Raw genomic sequence first — 15,399 nt, 5'->3', positions numbered from 1 at the left:
TCAGCATGTCTAGTTATGTTGTAGCGCAAAAAGATGTTGAAAAATTTTTGAATTTACCGAGTATGAATGACCAGGAAGGGATTAGTTTTGCCTATGCTACCGATCCGGACGCTTTGGCCAAGTTGATTCCAGCGCCGTTGAAGTTAGTCGCACCGATTATTTGCGGCTATGTTGTCCACATGGGGCGGCCCAGTTTTGGCGCACCGTATTTGGAGCAGACCTTATTTGCCCTTGTCAGTTATAAAGATAAGCTGGTGGGCTCATATCCCTTGACGCTGTTGCTGCACGGTCCCGGTGCCGAAGCAGGTTTAGTTGCTGGGCGAGAAGGGGCAAGCATCCCTAAAAAGTTAGCCGATCGCATCACCCTTCGCCGCAATGACCAAACAGCAACGGCAACAGTGGCGCGTCACGGTAAAACTTTGCTGACTGTTGCTTGGGAAGCAGGGGATGTCAATGATCCCGAGATTTTAAAAACATTTGGTAGTCAATTTGCGCTGAATCAGGAATCAATCATGAACAGTTTCTTCTTCGACTATCAGCTTGTCCAAGATGAGCAAGGAGCCAATCATTTTTCCAATGTTGCGTTGCTGGCGACTCAGATGAAATCACTAGCCGACCGAGTTGAACCGGGAAAATTGACCATCAAACTCGACTCAACCGAGGATGATCCGTTTGGAGAGTTACCTGTTCTCAAACCACTTGGGGCAATGTGGTACCATTTTGCCACTTCAACAATGTTTAAGACACTGAGGTTGGAAGAAGTTAATGCCAATAAGACGGCACCGTATCTGATTACAGGTCGTTATGACCGCAGTATGATGAATCCATTCGCAACAACCTATACTATCTGAATGAAAACGGTTAACATATTAATTAAGAAATGAGGTAATTTAAAATGACAGAAACAGTAGCGCCAAATAAATTAACTAATAACGATTTAGCAAAGGTGATGTTCGATCGGCATTCGGTTCGCAAGTTCGATCCAACGGTAAAAATCAGCCGCGATGAGCTGCAAGATATGATTCGGGAGGCAACAACCGCGCCGTCCGCTTGCAATTTGCAGTCGTGGCATTTTGTCATCATTGACACCCCTGAAGGCAAAGAGAAGTTGAAAAAAGCGGCCATGAAATTCAACTATCCGCAAATTGATACCAGTTCCGCCATTATTTTCGTTGCCGGCGATACCCAATCACATGAGGTCTATCGCGATGTGTGGACGAAGGTTTACGAGGCAGGCAAAATCAGTAAAGAGAAGCTGGACCAAATCTTCAACACCTTCCTACCACTGTACGAACATGCCTCACCTGAATTTCTGACTTTAGATGCGACCATTGACGGCGCTATGGTTGCCATGCAATTGTTGCTTCTAGCCCGAGCACACGGATATGACGCCAATCCATGGTCCGGGTATGACTTTAAAACGATCATCCCAACATTAGGCCTGGATCCTAAACGCTTTGTACCGGTCATGGCAGTTGCCATCGGAAAAGCCGCCGAACAGCCATTACAAACAGAGCGCTATGACGTCAAGCAACTGATTGATTACCTAGATTAACCGAGTCACATTAACTGCAAAGAAGAAAGGAAACCAATCATGGTAGATGCAGTGAAAACCGATCCATTCGGCAAAGTTAACGCAATTGATGTGTTAGATTTAGCAAGTTTAGAAGCGCGCGCTGAAAAAGTCCTTGGTCGCGGTGAATTCGGGTACATCAGTGAGGGCTCTGACGATGGCTACACCATGCACCGCAATACAACGGCATTTCAAGACGTGCACATGCTGCCACGTGTGTTACAAGGCGTTGAAAATCCGGATCAGTCAACAACATTTATGGGCGCAAAACTTGCTTCACCGCTGCTAACCGCTCCCATTGCCGGCAACACTTTAGCCCACCCAAGCGGTGAACTCGGTTTAGCAAAAGGCGCCAAAGAAGCCGGTATCATGATGGCCCAAAGCACCTTTGCCTCCAAAACCATCGCGGAAACCGCAGCGGTCAGCGATGGTGCGCCATACATGTTTCAGTTATATATGCCTAAAGACTGGGAATATTGTAAATACTTGCTAGACGAAGCGAAACAGGCCGGTGCACTGGCCATCATTTTGACAGCAGATTCAACATTAGGCGGTTATCGTGAAAAAGACGTGATGAATCATTACCATCTCAAAGGCCGACTTGCCAACCTCGAAGGCTATAACACAGGGCAATCCGGGGTTGGCGCAGGCGGTTTGTTTAAAGAATCCATGCAAAAGCTGGATCTTGGCCTGATCAGTAAATTAGCCAGTTATTCAGGCTTGCCGATTATTATCAAAGGCATCCAACACCCTGCTGATGCCGTTGCTGCCATTACAGCAGGTGCTGCGGGAATTTACGTCTCCAATCATGGCGGCCGCCAACTCGACGGGGCACCAGGCGCCATTGAACAGTTACCCGCCATCGCCGCCGCTGTGGATCATCGCGTTCCCATCATCTTTGACGGCGGTGTTCAGCGCGGCACCCATGTACTCAAAGCGCTGGCACTAGGCGCTGATCTCGTTGGCATTGGTCGACCATTTAGTTATGGGTTAGCACTTGGCGGCTGGCAAGGCGTCAAAGATGTTGCCGATCATCTGAAAATGGAAATCAACATCGCCATGCAGCTGACCGGCTGCCAGACGATGGCGGATGTGAAGCAGATGAGGGTGAAGACGAGCTTCAATTAGGTTTACTGGTCTAGAGTGTTTAGCTTAAAGCTTTAATGAGCCGAAATGTTCCTAGAGAAAAGAATATCAAAGAAGCGCCAATCACGATGAGGAGTACCTCAAAAGTGATTGACGCTTTTTCTGGATCTTAACGGACTTGAACCGTCGACCTCCTGCATGCCATGCAGGCGCTCTCCCAACTGAGCTAAAGACCCGCCATGCAACTTGGTACTAATGGATCCAAACGGACTTGAACCGTCGACCTCCTACATGCGAAGCAGGCGCTCTCCCAACTGAGCTATGGACCCAAAACACAAATCTAATTGTACTGAACTTCGACGTTGGTGTAAAGGGGATTGACCGTAATTGGGCAAGGATGTTTGACGTTACGCAAGGGAAATAATAGTGGAAACCATGCTTATCTTGGAAAGCACATACGAGGCACTTGCAGAAAAGGCGGCCATACGATTGATTTTAAAATGATAGCGCCCAACTTTAGAAAGGTTCCATCAAGCTTATCTTGATTCAGCTCGCCGGGTGATAAGGGCAATGAAGACGTTTTGGAGCACACCACCGACAACGAAGATGAGCCAAGAATAGCTCCAGGTATCAAAAAGGATTGAGGCCAAGAAGTAGGTGACAAGAATCAGTGGCCAATAAACTTGCCGGAAAAGTGCAATGTCTTGACGTGCACGCTGGTTATGGTGGTGTTTTGCTGCGGACCAACTGCTTGTGTGTTCGTCATGGGGTTTCGGAGCTGAATTTGGGACTGTTGTGGCGTAGGTGTAACGTTTCAGTTGCGAATAATTAATGGAAACATAAAGAATAAGATAAGTACCTAATCCTGCGATAATGAGAAACAGCGCGCCACCTGCGTCATCGCTGATAAAATGGCTAATGTATTCAGAGAGGATGGCAGGGATGAGCGAGCAGATGCAAATCATGATGCCAACGATCAGGCCCGCAGCGAATTGCCGACTATAGGCCGCCGTTTCTTGTTGGGCAAGGTGCTTGGCGCTTTTGGTGATTGTTCGGTCATTGGGTAACTTTTTTTGCTGGCTGTAAGTGGTGCCTGCCCAAATGAAGAGACCGACTGCGATGGCATCTAGTAGGAACATGCCGATGACCCCGAACACTTCATAACGAGAGGTGCCGGCATAAGCAGGTAAGGCGACGCTGATGCAGCATAGCAATACGCCAAGCGCGATTTGTGTGGCAAAATGGTCAACGCTTTGCCAAAAATGCCGCAGTTCTGATTCGGTAATGGCATCATCGTCGGCCGCCGTTTCAGCACGGTTGGGATCGGATTGCACCGGAAGGCCCAGATCAGCGCGCAACTCGTCTAAGGAACCAAATGCACTGATCACAGCACCGATGGCTGCTTCTTCACTTTTACCGTCCCGTAGCAAATCGCGATAATAGTCGCGCATGTTGGCGAGCATGTCGGTTTTTGCCTGTTGGGTTTTGGCATTATCGGGTAGTGAGGCGAATAGACTATCTAAGTAGGTTTTAATCGTATCCATGGGCAGGTTCCTCCAAAGGCTAAAGATCGGTTAACGGCTGATTCAGGAATAAATCGACAACGGTTTTGACACGGCGCCATTCTGCGGCTTTAACTGCGAGAAAGGTTTGACCGCTTGTGGTGATGCGATAGTAAGTTCGCGGTTTTCCATTTGTGACGGCACCGGGGTAAGCTTCGATATAGCCATTTTTACTTAAACGGTTGAAGGCGGCGTAAAGGGTGGTCTCGCGAATGATGTATTGTCCCGCGGTTCGCTCGCGAATTTCTTTGCCAATTTTGTAACCGTACGAATCGCCTTGATGCAAAATGGCGAGAATAAGGACGTCATTATAGCCACGCATGGCATCACTACTGATCACGAGCGCGCCTCCTTTGTGCAGGGTTGGTTGGTGCAGCGGTGGCCGTGAACTAACTGGCAAAGGTGCCATTCGTTGACTACTGCATCTGATGAAGTAATACTAACACGATTACTTCATCAGGTAAAGTAAAAAAACACCTTCAATCATGAAGGTGTTTGCTGATAGTCGATTAATGTACAAAAACAGTAACGAATGTAACCAGCCCAAACAGAATACCTGGCATATTAGAGATAATGATTGGCCAATCTTTGTAAGTTTTTAACCAGCCATAGCAAGTCCATAAGGTAGCGTTAACCATTGCTACTAATGGTTGAATTGGATTGACTGGATTTCCAGAAAAGTTTGCAATGATTTCCGGAATGTACGAAACATACATTAAAATACAGGTGAAAGTTGCCAGCTTACTGAGGAGTTTGAGCCGCTTTATTCGGGCGGGGTCAACACCATCAGGATATTTCCCAGTATCAACGCGCATCTAAAATGCCCCCTTTTAGGATAAAAATAACTTTAACACGATTGGTCTTAAATGCCAAGTCGAGGTGATGGCTGTGATAGAATCGAATAGGCGGCCAGCATCGCGTTGGTCAATTTTTATTTTTTCTGAAAAAGCACGAAATGAGGGAACTTTATGGCAGACAAAGAGACAGATATGGTCACTCGGATTCAGAAGCAGGAAGGTGCCGATGCGATCATGGATAAGGGGTTTGTGACCGAACGGGATATCCCTGAAATGATGGATAAGACATGGAGTGAGAAGTTGTTAGATGCCATTAATGATGAATTGCGCCTACGCACAGTTATAAATCGAGCAGTGATGCAACAATTTCATTATTATATGGGTGATGGAACGATTATCTATGATCCCGGCCAGCTGAATTCAGAAGGGGCAAAGATTGCATTGCAGCATGCTTTAGGTTTCCGGAAATAAAACCTTGATCTTAAAGCAACTGGAGGCATCATTTACAGAGAAAAGGTCCCAGTCAAAACGACTTTACCGACCATATGCCCTTCTTCTACTAATTGAGTGGCAGCTTTTAAGTTTGCTACATTAATGCTGGTGAATTCTTTGGTTACCGAAGCCTTTATTTGTCCGTCTTGATACAGGGTTAGAAGTTTGCTGAGGATCGCGCCTTGAGAAGCAATGCGGTACGAAAAATCGGTTTTGGCAAACATATACTCGTAATCAAAACTGGCTGCTTTATCTTTGACGACTGCCAAATCAAGCCCGGCTTGCGGACCGACAATGCACCCAATATGGCCAAATGCCTGAATTAACTGACTGGCAGCAGCTAGATACGGTTCGGGATGATAGAGGATTGCAATACCATCAACGGTTTGAATGCCGGCTTGATGGATTTGGGCGATCAGATCCTGGTGGTAATCGAGCGGCACATCAACGTGATGGTCGCGCAGCCATGGATGATTTTTGGGACTACTCGTGGCTAAAACGGTTAAGCCGCTCCAATGGGCTAACTGACTGAGCATGGAACCGACACCGCCAGCGCCATTGATAATCAGTAATTGTTGACCTTTATTCGCATTGTATTCAGGGATGAAGCCCATTTTTTCAAATAGCAACTCCCAAGCCGTCAATCCGACCAGTGGCAGTGCTGCCAAGTCAGCAGTGGGGGCTTGTTGTGGTGCGAGGGCAACTAGTCGTGCGTCAACTGCCTGATATTGCTGATTACTGCCGGGTTTGCAGGTGGTGCCAGCGTAAATGACCCGATCGCCAACATGATAACCAGCAACCTGTGCGCCAACTTGGGTGATGGTTCCAACTGCATCATATCCCAGCACTTGTGGCGTTGCTTGTCGCGTTGCCGCTTGCCGACGTTTGGTGTCAATCGGATTGACCGATACGCCGTCAACCTGTACAACGACTTCATTTGGTTGGGGAGTCGGGACAGGGAGGGCAAAGCTTTGGAAGCTGTTTTCGGCAGTGATCGGTAAGCCTTCAGTAAAACCGATCGCAATATTTTGTGACATTTGAATCGTCCTTTCGTTTAATCTGTCGTTATTGTAACCTTTTTATGAAGTGAGTTGGAAATGCACAGGTTATTTGGTAAAATGTGCAGGATATTGGCGAAACAAGCCAAGTGTGCGCAACCCAGCTCGAAAAATTCGATGCCGATTGACGAATCATAAAAAATTAACGATGAACATGACGTGAAGACGATAGCTTTAAGGAGGCTGCTCGTGAAAAAATTTGGATCAAAACGTGAATTGATAGGCCTGGTCATTGTCTTAGTACTGGCAGCGGCGGGGTTTGCATTTTTCGCGTGGTACACGATGCGACCGGCTGATACGATCGGGACAATTGCGACAATTAGTTTTGGCATTGTATTATCCGCCTTGATTGGTATCGTCTTATTGTTAGATGCTGCAGCCAGGACTCGGTGGCGACGTTTCTGGATTGATCTTTTGTTCGCCGGGTTAATGCTGGCGCTGATTGATTATTACTTCCTGGATGTCACCGCGCCGTGGCAGATGCTGGTGACGGGTGCTGGCCTGGCCGTGGTATTGGTTGCGCTCCTGGCTATTCGAAAGATCGATGAATAGTGTTAATGACGACTAGCAAAAAAGCTCTCCGAAGAATTCATTCGGGGAGCTTTTTTGCTTTTACGTATGCGTGCTAGTTCATACGCTGGACGGTTACAGGAACCGTTTTTGGCAGTACTTTTGACAGTTCGGTTAACAGGTTTTGAAGACTGGCCTGAAACGTCAGGCGGACCATCCGCCGTTTGCTAAGGGCAAATACGGCAACAACCCATTCTTGGCCATTTGGAAGGCTTACCGGTGTCAAGGTGATACTGGACATGTGCGTGTATGGAATCACGCGCGCCAGTAAACCGTTGGCGATCAGGCGAGTAGGGGCCAGTCCGCCAGTCCCTGCCATAATGGATAACACCAAAAAGATCGAGATGAAAATAATATACGGCATGTTGTTAACTCTGGTTGTCATAAACCAAAAGCCAAGCAGCACGGCCCAGATAAGCTGAGACACTGCATATCGGGAAGTAAATTGAATCTTACTTTGCCAAAAAAGATAGTAGCCAGCTAGGCCAATTAAAACGATGTCCAGTCCGATCAATAACACATTAAAACTATTCATGAGGTACTCCTTTTTGGTCAACTTCATCTGTGGGGTGATCTGATTCGTACAAACCAGAAACCTGCTGATACCAGCTAAAGAATCGCGTGACGACAATTTTCAAAACGGCAAAACCTGGGATGCCGAGAATGACCCCGACCAAGCCAAAGAGATTGCCGGCTGTGAGCAGGACAACCACGATGGTAATGGGATGAAGTTCAAGTTTGCTGCCCATAACCAGCGGCGAAATCAGTTGCGTTTCGATCAACCATTCAATAAAGAAGACGACAATCACGGCGAGAATCATGCGTGGAGAAGTCAACGCGCCCATGATTAGCGGTGGGATCATCGCAAGGGCCGAGCCGAAATAAGGAATCAGATTCAACGGGCAAGCCAACAAGCCGAAAATCAAACCATAACGCAACCCGATAACCGAATAGCCGATCATGAACATCACCGCAACGCATAATGCAACCGTGATCTGACCTTGCACGTATGAACCGACTTTTTCATTCATTTCATGGAGCATTTGCTTAACCGAGCGGCGCAGTTTTGTTGGCACAATCTGCAAGATCATCGGCGTGAACTTATCGCCATCTTTTAGCATAAAGAAGAGGATGATGGGCGCAGTGGAAATTGTGACGACCACATTGCCGACAATGCCAATCAGATTCTGCAGCTGTGAAATGGTACCAGTCACAAAGGCACCTTGTTTACCCGTGAAGAAAGTCTGGACTTCATTGGCAATTTCGTTGAGATCATGTTGCGACAGGATGTTCTGTTTGTCATTTAAATCGTCTAACCATTTGCCGATTTCGGTAAATATTTGCGGCGCGGAATCAACGATACTGGTGATTTGATTGCTGACAGCAGGGATAAACCGTAATAAGCCCCAGACCAGCAGGCTAATCAAAACAATGAACAGCAATCCGATTGCCAAGCCCCGATGCAACCCGGCTTTTTCAAGGCGGTTGATAATCGGAACGGTGAGATAGAAGAGAATGCCGGCAAAAATAAATGGCGGCGCAATAATCCCTAGAAAATCAACGACTGGTTGAAAGACCCAAGCAATTTTGGTAAAGACAAAAATGACTAGCAGGGCCAAAAGCAAATCAACTAGCAGAATCATGAACTTACTATTAACAAAGCGGCGATAGAGCCACGAGTCGGTACGTTTCAAAGGCGATCCTCCTCTAATAACGGTAAAGGTTATATTCCGGTCACAGCACGCCAAAGCGGTCAGACAGTCACAAAAGCCCTTACAAAACAAACGTAGGGCTGGCAAGTTAACCTTGTCAGTAACCGACAGCTGAAGCCGTCACTTTAGCGCTGATTTTAAGCACAAAAATCAAGTACACCTTGTATAACAATGATACTCGACTGAGTAGCATTTTTCGAGGATGGGTTCCGTGAAATGTCAAGAACGTGTAATTGCAGTCGTTACATAAAATTTACAAAAACACGCTGAAATCGTTACAAATATTATAAAAGCCTAAACAAAGGCACTTAATGTAAATTTTACATATACAAAAGCTTTACAAATCAAAAAAATCAGGTATGATAAAGTCACAACCAAAACGGTGAGTCAATGTCGGTTCATCCGATACGGAGAGGAGTGACCCCATATGAGCATACTTCGGGGCGCTAAATGGACATTAATAACTCTGACCCTGGTCGCAACGTTGCTATTGTTTAGCAACTATGCGACGGCCGGCATCTTGTTGATGGCTCTAGATATTTTCTTAAGCTTCTTCTATGCAGTCATCAAGAGCAGATGTGATCGGCGTCAGATGCATAAGATGCCATTATTGCATAATTAATTGATGAAACGAGAGGCTGAGTCATAATTCACAGCTTCAAAATAGAAGCGTACTATTTCAGGTTTTTACAAGAAATAGTACGCTTTTTTGCTTTTCCGTATTAGTATAAATGAGCTTTAACGATTCCAGTGCCAAAGCGGAGCAGTCGTAGGTCGGATGGGGCTCAGCCGTGGAACAACACAGCGACCGGGCTTTGTCGCTGATGTTGTTAGGCGACTTGGAGACTGCCGGTCTTGCAGGCTCCAAGCGCCGTCTCCGCTCTAGCTTCGCGTCGCCACCCCATCCGGCCGGAGACTGCGGAGTTTGGCACGGCCCAGAACTACTTTATTTACTTTCTCAGCTATAGTATTCGGATTTTAGTGGGCATCACATCCTGAGATCGAATTATGTCTTAGATTGTTTTGTGAGCGCGAGCCGGCGCGGTAAGGGACCGAAGTGTAAGCGGGCTTCGGCGTAATGCCGGTCTTTGGCCATTGCGACCAAGGTCCTTACCCGCACGTCTCTGCGCTGGGGAGCGCGGTCCATACACAGATAAAAAGTGTTAATGGTCTTAATATTGAGACAAAAAAGATATTTTGTTGCGCCTAACGACAGTTTTTTCAAATGAAACAGCAAAAACAATTGCAAACGTCCGTTCGTATTGGTATGCTGAGTGTAACAAAAGAGAACGAGGCGGTGAGCGGATGCCAACACAAGCAAGTCAGAAACGTTGGAAACAGATTTTACAAACAATCTATGAAGCGATCGAGGATCATGGGTACCCGCCCACGGTTCGCGAAATCGGTAAATCAGTCGGACTCAGCTCTTCCAGTACGGTCGCGGCTTACTTGGAGAAGTTGCTGGCGGCTGGCTTGATTGCCAAAGATCCGTCTAAACCGCGGACCATTGAAGTCACGGCAGCAGGGCTTGATTTTATTGGGGTTCAGGCACAAGGAATCCCGATTGTCGGAACGGTTGCCGCAGGGGTTCCCATTACGGCGATTGAAAATATTGATGATTATTTTCCTGTCCCTGACGATCTTCCGTATTCCGCCGATGAATTGTTTATGCTTCGGGTCCAAGGCAGTTCGATGATTAAGATCGGCATTTTAGACGGCGATCAGATTATTGTCAAGAAACAAAATGATGCCGAAAATGGCCAGATTGTCGTTGCGATGACCGAAGAGGATGAGGCAACGGTTAAACGCTTTTACAAAGAAAAGCATGGCGTTCGTCTGCATCCGGAAAATGATGATATGGATGATATGTACTTCCCAAGTGTCACGATTCTCGGAATTGTCGTTAGTTTATATCGGCCGGCGCTTGTGTAATCAGCTCATAATTCAGTAGGACGAATCGCCCTCACATCAAAAAGACATTTACCAGCTACTTTATCGAAGTGGTGGTAAATGTCTTTTTGATTATGTACCCTGATGTCAACGTTGCAAATATCAAGGTTGGGCGAGGCGATCAAGGTCGTCTTGCGGCACCTTTTTGTAAACGGGTCCATTTGGAAGTTGCTTGAGTTGACCTTTTTTGGTGAGCTGGAATTGCAAAGTAGAACTGGCCGCTTGTGGCTGCGCTTTACCCGTGAAGGTGAAAACTCGACTTTTTAATGTAAGCTGAGCGGCAAAAATTCCCTGATCGGTACTTTCAAAGACGCCGCCTTGGTTGGATAAGGTTTCAAGATAGTAGCCGCTGGTTGAGGAAGTGATCCGGATGGCCTTTTTGCGATTATCGACTTGGACGAACGCGTGGCCGACAAGTGTACTCAAAGTGGCTTTGGGAACGGTCTTTTTAGTGGGCTTGACGTGGCTGGTGACGGTGCTGGTCGCTGGCTGTTTGGATGTAGACTTGCCTGTCGGGGTTGTGGAAGAGCAGCCGCTTAGCAAGATTAAGATGGTAAGACATATCAGCTTTTTCATTTCCGAGCTCCTAGTGAATAAATTGGATGCAGGTCATAACGATAGGAATCACGATCATTGATAGCAAGGTGGTTTCTGTGACCATGATGGCAGCGTAGTCAGCATCGGCGTCATAGAGTTTGGCCACAACCGGTGCATTGGTCATGACCGGCATGCAGGACTGGAGAATAAAGATTTGTTTCATCAAGGTCGGAACCGGAGCAAAAGCAACCAATGCGGTCATGAGTAGCGGCGCAAAAAGAAAGCGGCCACTAAAGATGCCCCATGCTTCCTTGCTGAGCCGCAACTGCCGCCAGCCGGCCGTATGCAAGGCAATGCCGATAAAAAACATGGATCCGGGTACCGTTAAGTCACCAACATATGTCAGATCCGCCATTAGAAACTCCGGGAGCTTGATGTTCAATAAGACGAGCACAATCCCGAACATGAAGCCTAATAACGGAGGTGAGAAAACCTTGCCGAGCGCCTTTTTTAAATCAAAGCGTGCCGGTTTGGGCCCATCACCTTGGATAAGATAAACCCCGATTGTCCAAAAAATAGTGGTATTGGCCATGTAATAAACGAGGACGTAAGGAAGGCTGCGAGGACCAAACAGTGCCAAATTCACCGGTAAACCAATAAAAACCGTGTTGGAATTGAAGAACATGGACTTAAAGGTGCCTTTTCGCGACTTCGGTACTTTCAACAAGTAACAAACCAGAAATGACAAGGCGAAAAGGATCATCATGGATAACACCGGGAAGAACAAATCCGGTAGCAAGCGCAAAAGCATGCCGGCAGTGAACTTCGATGAGATGGTGACAATCATATAAGCGGGCAATGCAACTTGGGTTACCACCTTGGCGATGACCTTGCTAGAGTGGCTGTTAAACCAACCGCGCGCCGTTAGAAAGTAGCCGATGATGATGAGAATGAGAATTTCGAAAACGCCAAAAACGCTTGAGATAAATGCTGTCAAATACCGCCACTTCCTTATAAATTATTTTGGTCGCCGCAATGTAAACGTTCGTCCCAATTCGGCGTAGTTGGGACCGGCAAGCCGTGCGATGGGGGCCAAGGCGGTTGTATTCACATGCAGTGTCGGTAAATCAAGCACGGTTTCTGCAAAATGAAATTGACGGATTTCTAGAATAAAGAGATCCGTCATGATGATTCCCGCCGCATCACGAATGGGGACATATTGGTAAAGAATGGTTTCAAAGCGAATGCGAGCAGCTTGTAAACCCGGCACCTGAATCTCCGTGCTGGGAATCAATGGTAAATCAATCAGCGTTAATTCACTTTGATCAGGAGCCAGCCTTGCTGCGGTTTGATTCATCGCCTTGGTAAGATCAGTGCTAACCATGTGCACAACCGCTTCATGGCGAGCAAGGAGGTTGGCCGCAGTATCTTTTGGCACTTGGCGTTCGCGCAAAATCGCAACCGATAACAACGGCAACTGATTGGAAATCCCAGTTGTAAACGAAAATGGTGCTATATTAATGAGACCTGCTGTATTCTGGGTGGTAATCCAAGCGATTGGCCGTGGGATGATGCTGCCGGACAAAAGCTTGTATTGTTCATGCGGTGAAAGTTCGCTGGCAGATAGGTTAATCATCGTAGACCTCCAGTACATAACAAATCCGATGGTGAGACCTTGCAATAGAAGCTGGTGTAGCCCAAAAGTACGTCACGACTGCAAGTGTAGCGCAGGGAACGAATGGCGTCAAAAGGACAAGCTCGTTTGGCATTCTCAAGCACTCACTAGTTTGTTCAAAGTTGTCAGGGCACAGCGGCAGTCGAGCTTAATAGCCAAACGTAAGGCATCACCCAGTGAGACTTAGCGCGAACAAAAAAGCGATGTTTGGCGATTGAGATCGCAAACATCGCCGTATAGGCATCGGAGGACCGATTGATTAATGGGGACTGGTATCAGTAGCAGAATTTGATCCGGGATCAGTCGGAGATGGTGACTGACTGCTAGACGAACTGGCTGGCGGCTGGTTATTTTGATCGCTACCAGGCTTTTCGGAATCGTCGCCAGTCTGCGTACCCTGACCGCCAGTTTGAGCCGGATTGCTACCTGACGCGCCGCTTTGGCTATGCTGACTTTCGACACTAGGGGCGGCAGAAGATGGTGGTTCAGTGGAAACAGTTGAGGAAACAGAATGACTAGTTTGGGAGTTTGTTGATGACGGTACCGAGCTGATGACTGAACTTGAAGAAATGCTTGAAGCAGTCTGCGAGGTTTTAAAATCTGCTAGACTGACAAGCTTTTTCTTAGAACGTTGTAGAGGCAAACTAGTTGTTAAATAGTGATAATTATGAGGCGTTTTACCCTTCAACGAGATGGTATTGTTGAACTCTTTCTTCAAGGCAGTTGTGTAACTCAGCACGGTGCCAGATGCGTCCTTGGCTGAATATTCATCAACAGTTGATGCCTGCTTGTGCTTGTATGTCGTGGTCGTCGTGTAAGTGTAGACATTGGCGTGATCGGATACAAGCGTCAACTTACCTTTTTTCTGTTTAATACTACCGGTATCATTAATGACTTGTGGCTGATTATGCGCGTCAATGATGAGCAGGCGGGTGTAGGTTTTGGCAGTCGTTAATTTCACATAAACAGTAAGATCGTGATGAACACCGTTTTCGTCCGTGACATCGCCAGTAGCGGTATAAGTCCCGCTTTTAAAAGACTGGGTGACTGCCGAGGTGGATGATGCGCTACTGCTTGAAGAGGAAGCGACGGGTCCTTGAACCTTGGCTCCCCGAAGCACTAGCCAGATGAAGACACCGATAAACAGAATAATCGCGCCGATTCCGGCTAGTGTGAGGTAAAGCGTTCTGCGATTCCGGCGAATACGTTCACGTCGCATGGATTGCCTCCTGAGATAAAATGAATTTTGTTCAAAACTGGGATAGATGAGGATGAACCAGAAGTATCACAAATGAGCTGCCGGTATACTGCGATCACATAAACCTTTGTACGTGATACAGTCGATAGCGGCGGCCCACTAAAACACTAATGACAGGATCATGTCTAATATGACTTTTGCACAATGATGTTGCCATTAGCAAGTATCAAAGTTTCAATCGGCATATCAAAAGATTCAACTGGCCAGTCTGGTTGGTTAAACGCCATAACCGGTGGCACCAGCGTCACCGTATGGCCTGGGTAATCGGCTAAAAAACGATCATAATAGCCGCCGCCAAAGCCAATACGAAAATTGTCTGCCAGCGAAAAACCGATTCCGGGAACAATCAAAAGATCAGGGGCCGGCTCAACTTGATCGGCATGATAAGGCGGCTCGGGAATACCGAAACGACTGGTTACTAGCTGATCAAAACCGGGGTCTGGCAGGAAAACCATTTGACGTTTAGGCATAACGCGCGGCAGGAACACAGCTTTGTTGGCAGCATGAGCAGCTGCAATGATAGGGGCAGTGGGAACTTCAAAAGGTCCGCTAACCGTGACCCCGATACTGTCAGCTTGCTGCCACAGCGGGGTTTTCACTAATGCTGCCAATAGATTTTCTCCAGCCATCTGGGTTTCTTTGGCCGCTGTTTGTAGGCGCTTGAGCTGACGGGAGCGAAATTCGGCTTTCGTAGACATGACAACCTCACTTATTTTTTAGGAATTCGCTTAAGACAACCGCTTGATTATGGGTTTCATCTTTAGCTCCATATAACATGATAACCGGATCCTGCTCGTGTTCCTTTAAAGTTTTAATGAAGTTTGGCAAATCCGGATTTTTCTCTAGCTCCGTCAAATAACGCTCTTTAAATTCAGGGTATTTTTCCGGGTCATGACCGAACCATTTGCGCAATTCCGGAGATGGCGCAATGGTTTTGGCCCATAAATCCAATGCCGCGTTGACCTTGCTGATGCCACGTGGCCAGATTCTGTCAACAAGAACGCGAAAACCTTGGGCTTGGGGTTTTTGATAAATCCGTTCGAGTGTTACTTTCATATCGATCACCTCATTTCTTATGATACCAGTCTTGGCAAGTCGTGAATGTTCTAGTCGCGATACGGTATACTAA

19 protein-coding genes and 2 tRNA genes are annotated in these 15,399 nt (G+C 47.0%); 7 read left to right on the top strand and 14 right to left on the bottom strand.

Annotated elements, in window-relative coordinates; genetic code table 11:
• Window positions 1-5 precede the first annotated feature (5 nt).
• From ACWP87_RS01820 to ACWP87_RS01810, 3 genes are read left to right on the top strand one after another with little or no spacing between them, the layout of a single operon-like run.
• On the top strand, window positions 6-851 hold the full coding sequence (locus ACWP87_RS01820; protein ID WP_014569275.1) for an acetoacetate decarboxylase family protein: 846 nt from the start codon (window positions 6-8) through the stop codon (window positions 849-851).
• Window positions 852-895: 44 nt separating this feature from the next.
• Window positions 896-1,555, top strand: coding sequence for a nitroreductase family protein (locus tag ACWP87_RS01815; RefSeq protein ID WP_014569276.1), 660 nt, complete (start codon window positions 896-898; stop codon window positions 1,553-1,555).
• Window positions 1,556-1,594: 39 nt separating this feature from the next.
• On the top strand, window positions 1,595-2,701 hold the full coding sequence (locus ACWP87_RS01810) for an alpha-hydroxy-acid oxidizing protein (protein ID WP_014569277.1): 1,107 nt from the start codon (window positions 1,595-1,597) through the stop codon (window positions 2,699-2,701).
• A 121-nt stretch (window positions 2,702-2,822) separates the two neighbouring features.
• On the opposite strand, the gene ACWP87_RS01805 is transcribed toward ACWP87_RS01810, so the two are convergent.
• The 5 genes from ACWP87_RS01805 to ACWP87_RS01785 form a co-directional block, all read right to left on the bottom strand.
• Window positions 2,823-2,895, bottom strand: a tRNA-Ala gene (locus ACWP87_RS01805).
• Window positions 2,896-2,915: 20 nt separating this feature from the next.
• A tRNA-Ala gene (locus ACWP87_RS01800) sits at window positions 2,916-2,988 on the bottom strand.
• A gap of 207 nt (window positions 2,989-3,195) precedes the next feature.
• On the bottom strand, window positions 3,196-4,203 hold the full coding sequence (locus ACWP87_RS01795; RefSeq protein ID WP_014569278.1) for a permease prefix domain 1-containing protein: 1,008 nt from the start codon (window positions 4,201-4,203) through the stop codon (window positions 3,196-3,198).
• Between the two features lie 19 nt (window positions 4,204-4,222).
• Complete coding sequence (locus tag ACWP87_RS01790; RefSeq protein WP_014569279.1) at window positions 4,223-4,561, bottom strand: PadR family transcriptional regulator; 339 nt, start codon at window positions 4,559-4,561, stop codon at window positions 4,223-4,225.
• Between the two features lie 169 nt (window positions 4,562-4,730).
• A complete protein-coding gene (locus ACWP87_RS01785; protein WP_014569280.1) occupies window positions 4,731-5,036 on the bottom strand; it encodes a SemiSWEET family transporter in 306 nt (101 codons plus the stop codon).
• Between the two features lie 153 nt (window positions 5,037-5,189).
• Here ACWP87_RS01785 and ACWP87_RS01780 point away from each other — a divergent pair, with 153 nt between their 5' ends.
• Window positions 5,190-5,489, top strand: a complete 300-nt coding sequence (locus ACWP87_RS01780; protein ID WP_005684078.1) for a hypothetical protein — start codon at window positions 5,190-5,192, stop codon at window positions 5,487-5,489.
• 32 nt (window positions 5,490-5,521) lie between these two features.
• Here the strand turns inward: ACWP87_RS01780 and ACWP87_RS01775 are convergent, their stop codons facing one another.
• On the bottom strand, window positions 5,522-6,547 hold the full coding sequence (locus tag ACWP87_RS01775) for a zinc-binding alcohol dehydrogenase family protein (protein WP_014569281.1): 1,026 nt from the start codon (window positions 6,545-6,547) through the stop codon (window positions 5,522-5,524).
• Window positions 6,548-6,757: 210 nt separating this feature from the next.
• On the opposite strand from ACWP87_RS01775, the gene ACWP87_RS01770 reads away from it, so the two are divergent.
• Window positions 6,758-7,120, top strand: coding sequence for a hypothetical protein (locus ACWP87_RS01770; RefSeq protein ID WP_014569282.1), 363 nt, complete (start codon window positions 6,758-6,760; stop codon window positions 7,118-7,120).
• A 73-nt stretch (window positions 7,121-7,193) separates the two neighbouring features.
• Here the strand turns inward: ACWP87_RS01770 and ACWP87_RS01765 are convergent, their stop codons facing one another.
• Both ACWP87_RS01765 and ACWP87_RS01760 read right to left on the bottom strand, forming a co-directional pair.
• Entirely contained in the window at window positions 7,194-7,673 is a 480-nt protein-coding gene (locus ACWP87_RS01765; RefSeq protein ID WP_005684075.1) for a hypothetical protein, read from the bottom strand.
• Window positions 7,666-8,832 (bottom strand): AI-2E family transporter, encoded by a 1,167-nt coding sequence (locus tag ACWP87_RS01760; RefSeq protein WP_005684073.1) that lies wholly within the window; start codon window positions 8,830-8,832, stop codon window positions 7,666-7,668. The genes ACWP87_RS01765 and ACWP87_RS01760 overlap by 8 nt, the downstream gene beginning before the upstream one ends.
• 445 nt (window positions 8,833-9,277) lie before the next feature.
• On the opposite strand from ACWP87_RS01760, the gene ACWP87_RS01755 reads away from it, so the two are divergent.
• Window positions 9,278-9,472, top strand: a complete 195-nt coding sequence (locus tag ACWP87_RS01755; RefSeq protein WP_005684071.1) for a hypothetical protein — start codon at window positions 9,278-9,280, stop codon at window positions 9,470-9,472.
• Window positions 9,473-10,155: 683 nt separating this feature from the next.
• Window positions 10,156-10,782, top strand: coding sequence for a transcriptional repressor LexA (gene lexA, locus ACWP87_RS01750; protein WP_005684070.1), 627 nt, complete (start codon window positions 10,156-10,158; stop codon window positions 10,780-10,782).
• 120 nt (window positions 10,783-10,902) lie between these two features.
• Here the strand turns inward: lexA and ACWP87_RS01745 are convergent, their stop codons facing one another.
• The 6 genes from ACWP87_RS01745 to ACWP87_RS01720 all read right to left on the bottom strand — a co-directional run bounded on the left by ACWP87_RS01745 (window position 10,903) and on the right by ACWP87_RS01720 (window position 15,326).
• On the bottom strand, window positions 10,903-11,376 hold the full coding sequence (locus ACWP87_RS01745) for a hypothetical protein (RefSeq protein ID WP_014569283.1): 474 nt from the start codon (window positions 11,374-11,376) through the stop codon (window positions 10,903-10,905).
• Between the two features lie 10 nt (window positions 11,377-11,386).
• Window positions 11,387-12,334, bottom strand: coding sequence for an AEC family transporter (locus ACWP87_RS01740; RefSeq protein ID WP_005684066.1), 948 nt, complete (start codon window positions 12,332-12,334; stop codon window positions 11,387-11,389).
• Between the two features lie 21 nt (window positions 12,335-12,355).
• The gene (locus ACWP87_RS01735; RefSeq protein ID WP_014569284.1) at window positions 12,356-12,973 is read right to left on the bottom strand and encodes a flavin reductase family protein; all 618 of its coding nucleotides are present in this window, start codon (window positions 12,971-12,973) and stop codon (window positions 12,356-12,358) included.
• Window positions 12,974-13,271: 298 nt separating this feature from the next.
• Entirely contained in the window at window positions 13,272-14,231 is a 960-nt protein-coding gene (locus ACWP87_RS01730) for a hypothetical protein (RefSeq protein ID WP_014569285.1), read from the bottom strand.
• A gap of 164 nt (window positions 14,232-14,395) precedes the next feature.
• A complete protein-coding gene (locus ACWP87_RS01725) occupies window positions 14,396-14,968 on the bottom strand; it encodes a 5-formyltetrahydrofolate cyclo-ligase (protein ID WP_005691925.1) in 573 nt (190 codons plus the stop codon).
• A gap of 7 nt (window positions 14,969-14,975) precedes the next feature.
• Entirely contained in the window at window positions 14,976-15,326 is a 351-nt protein-coding gene (locus ACWP87_RS01720) for a DUF488 domain-containing protein (protein WP_005715174.1), read from the bottom strand.
• Window positions 15,327-15,399: the final 73 nt, after the last annotated feature.

It is taken from the genome of Lacticaseibacillus sp. 22 (assembly GCF_055413445.1).
This window is presented reverse-complemented; position numbering and strand designations above follow the sequence as displayed.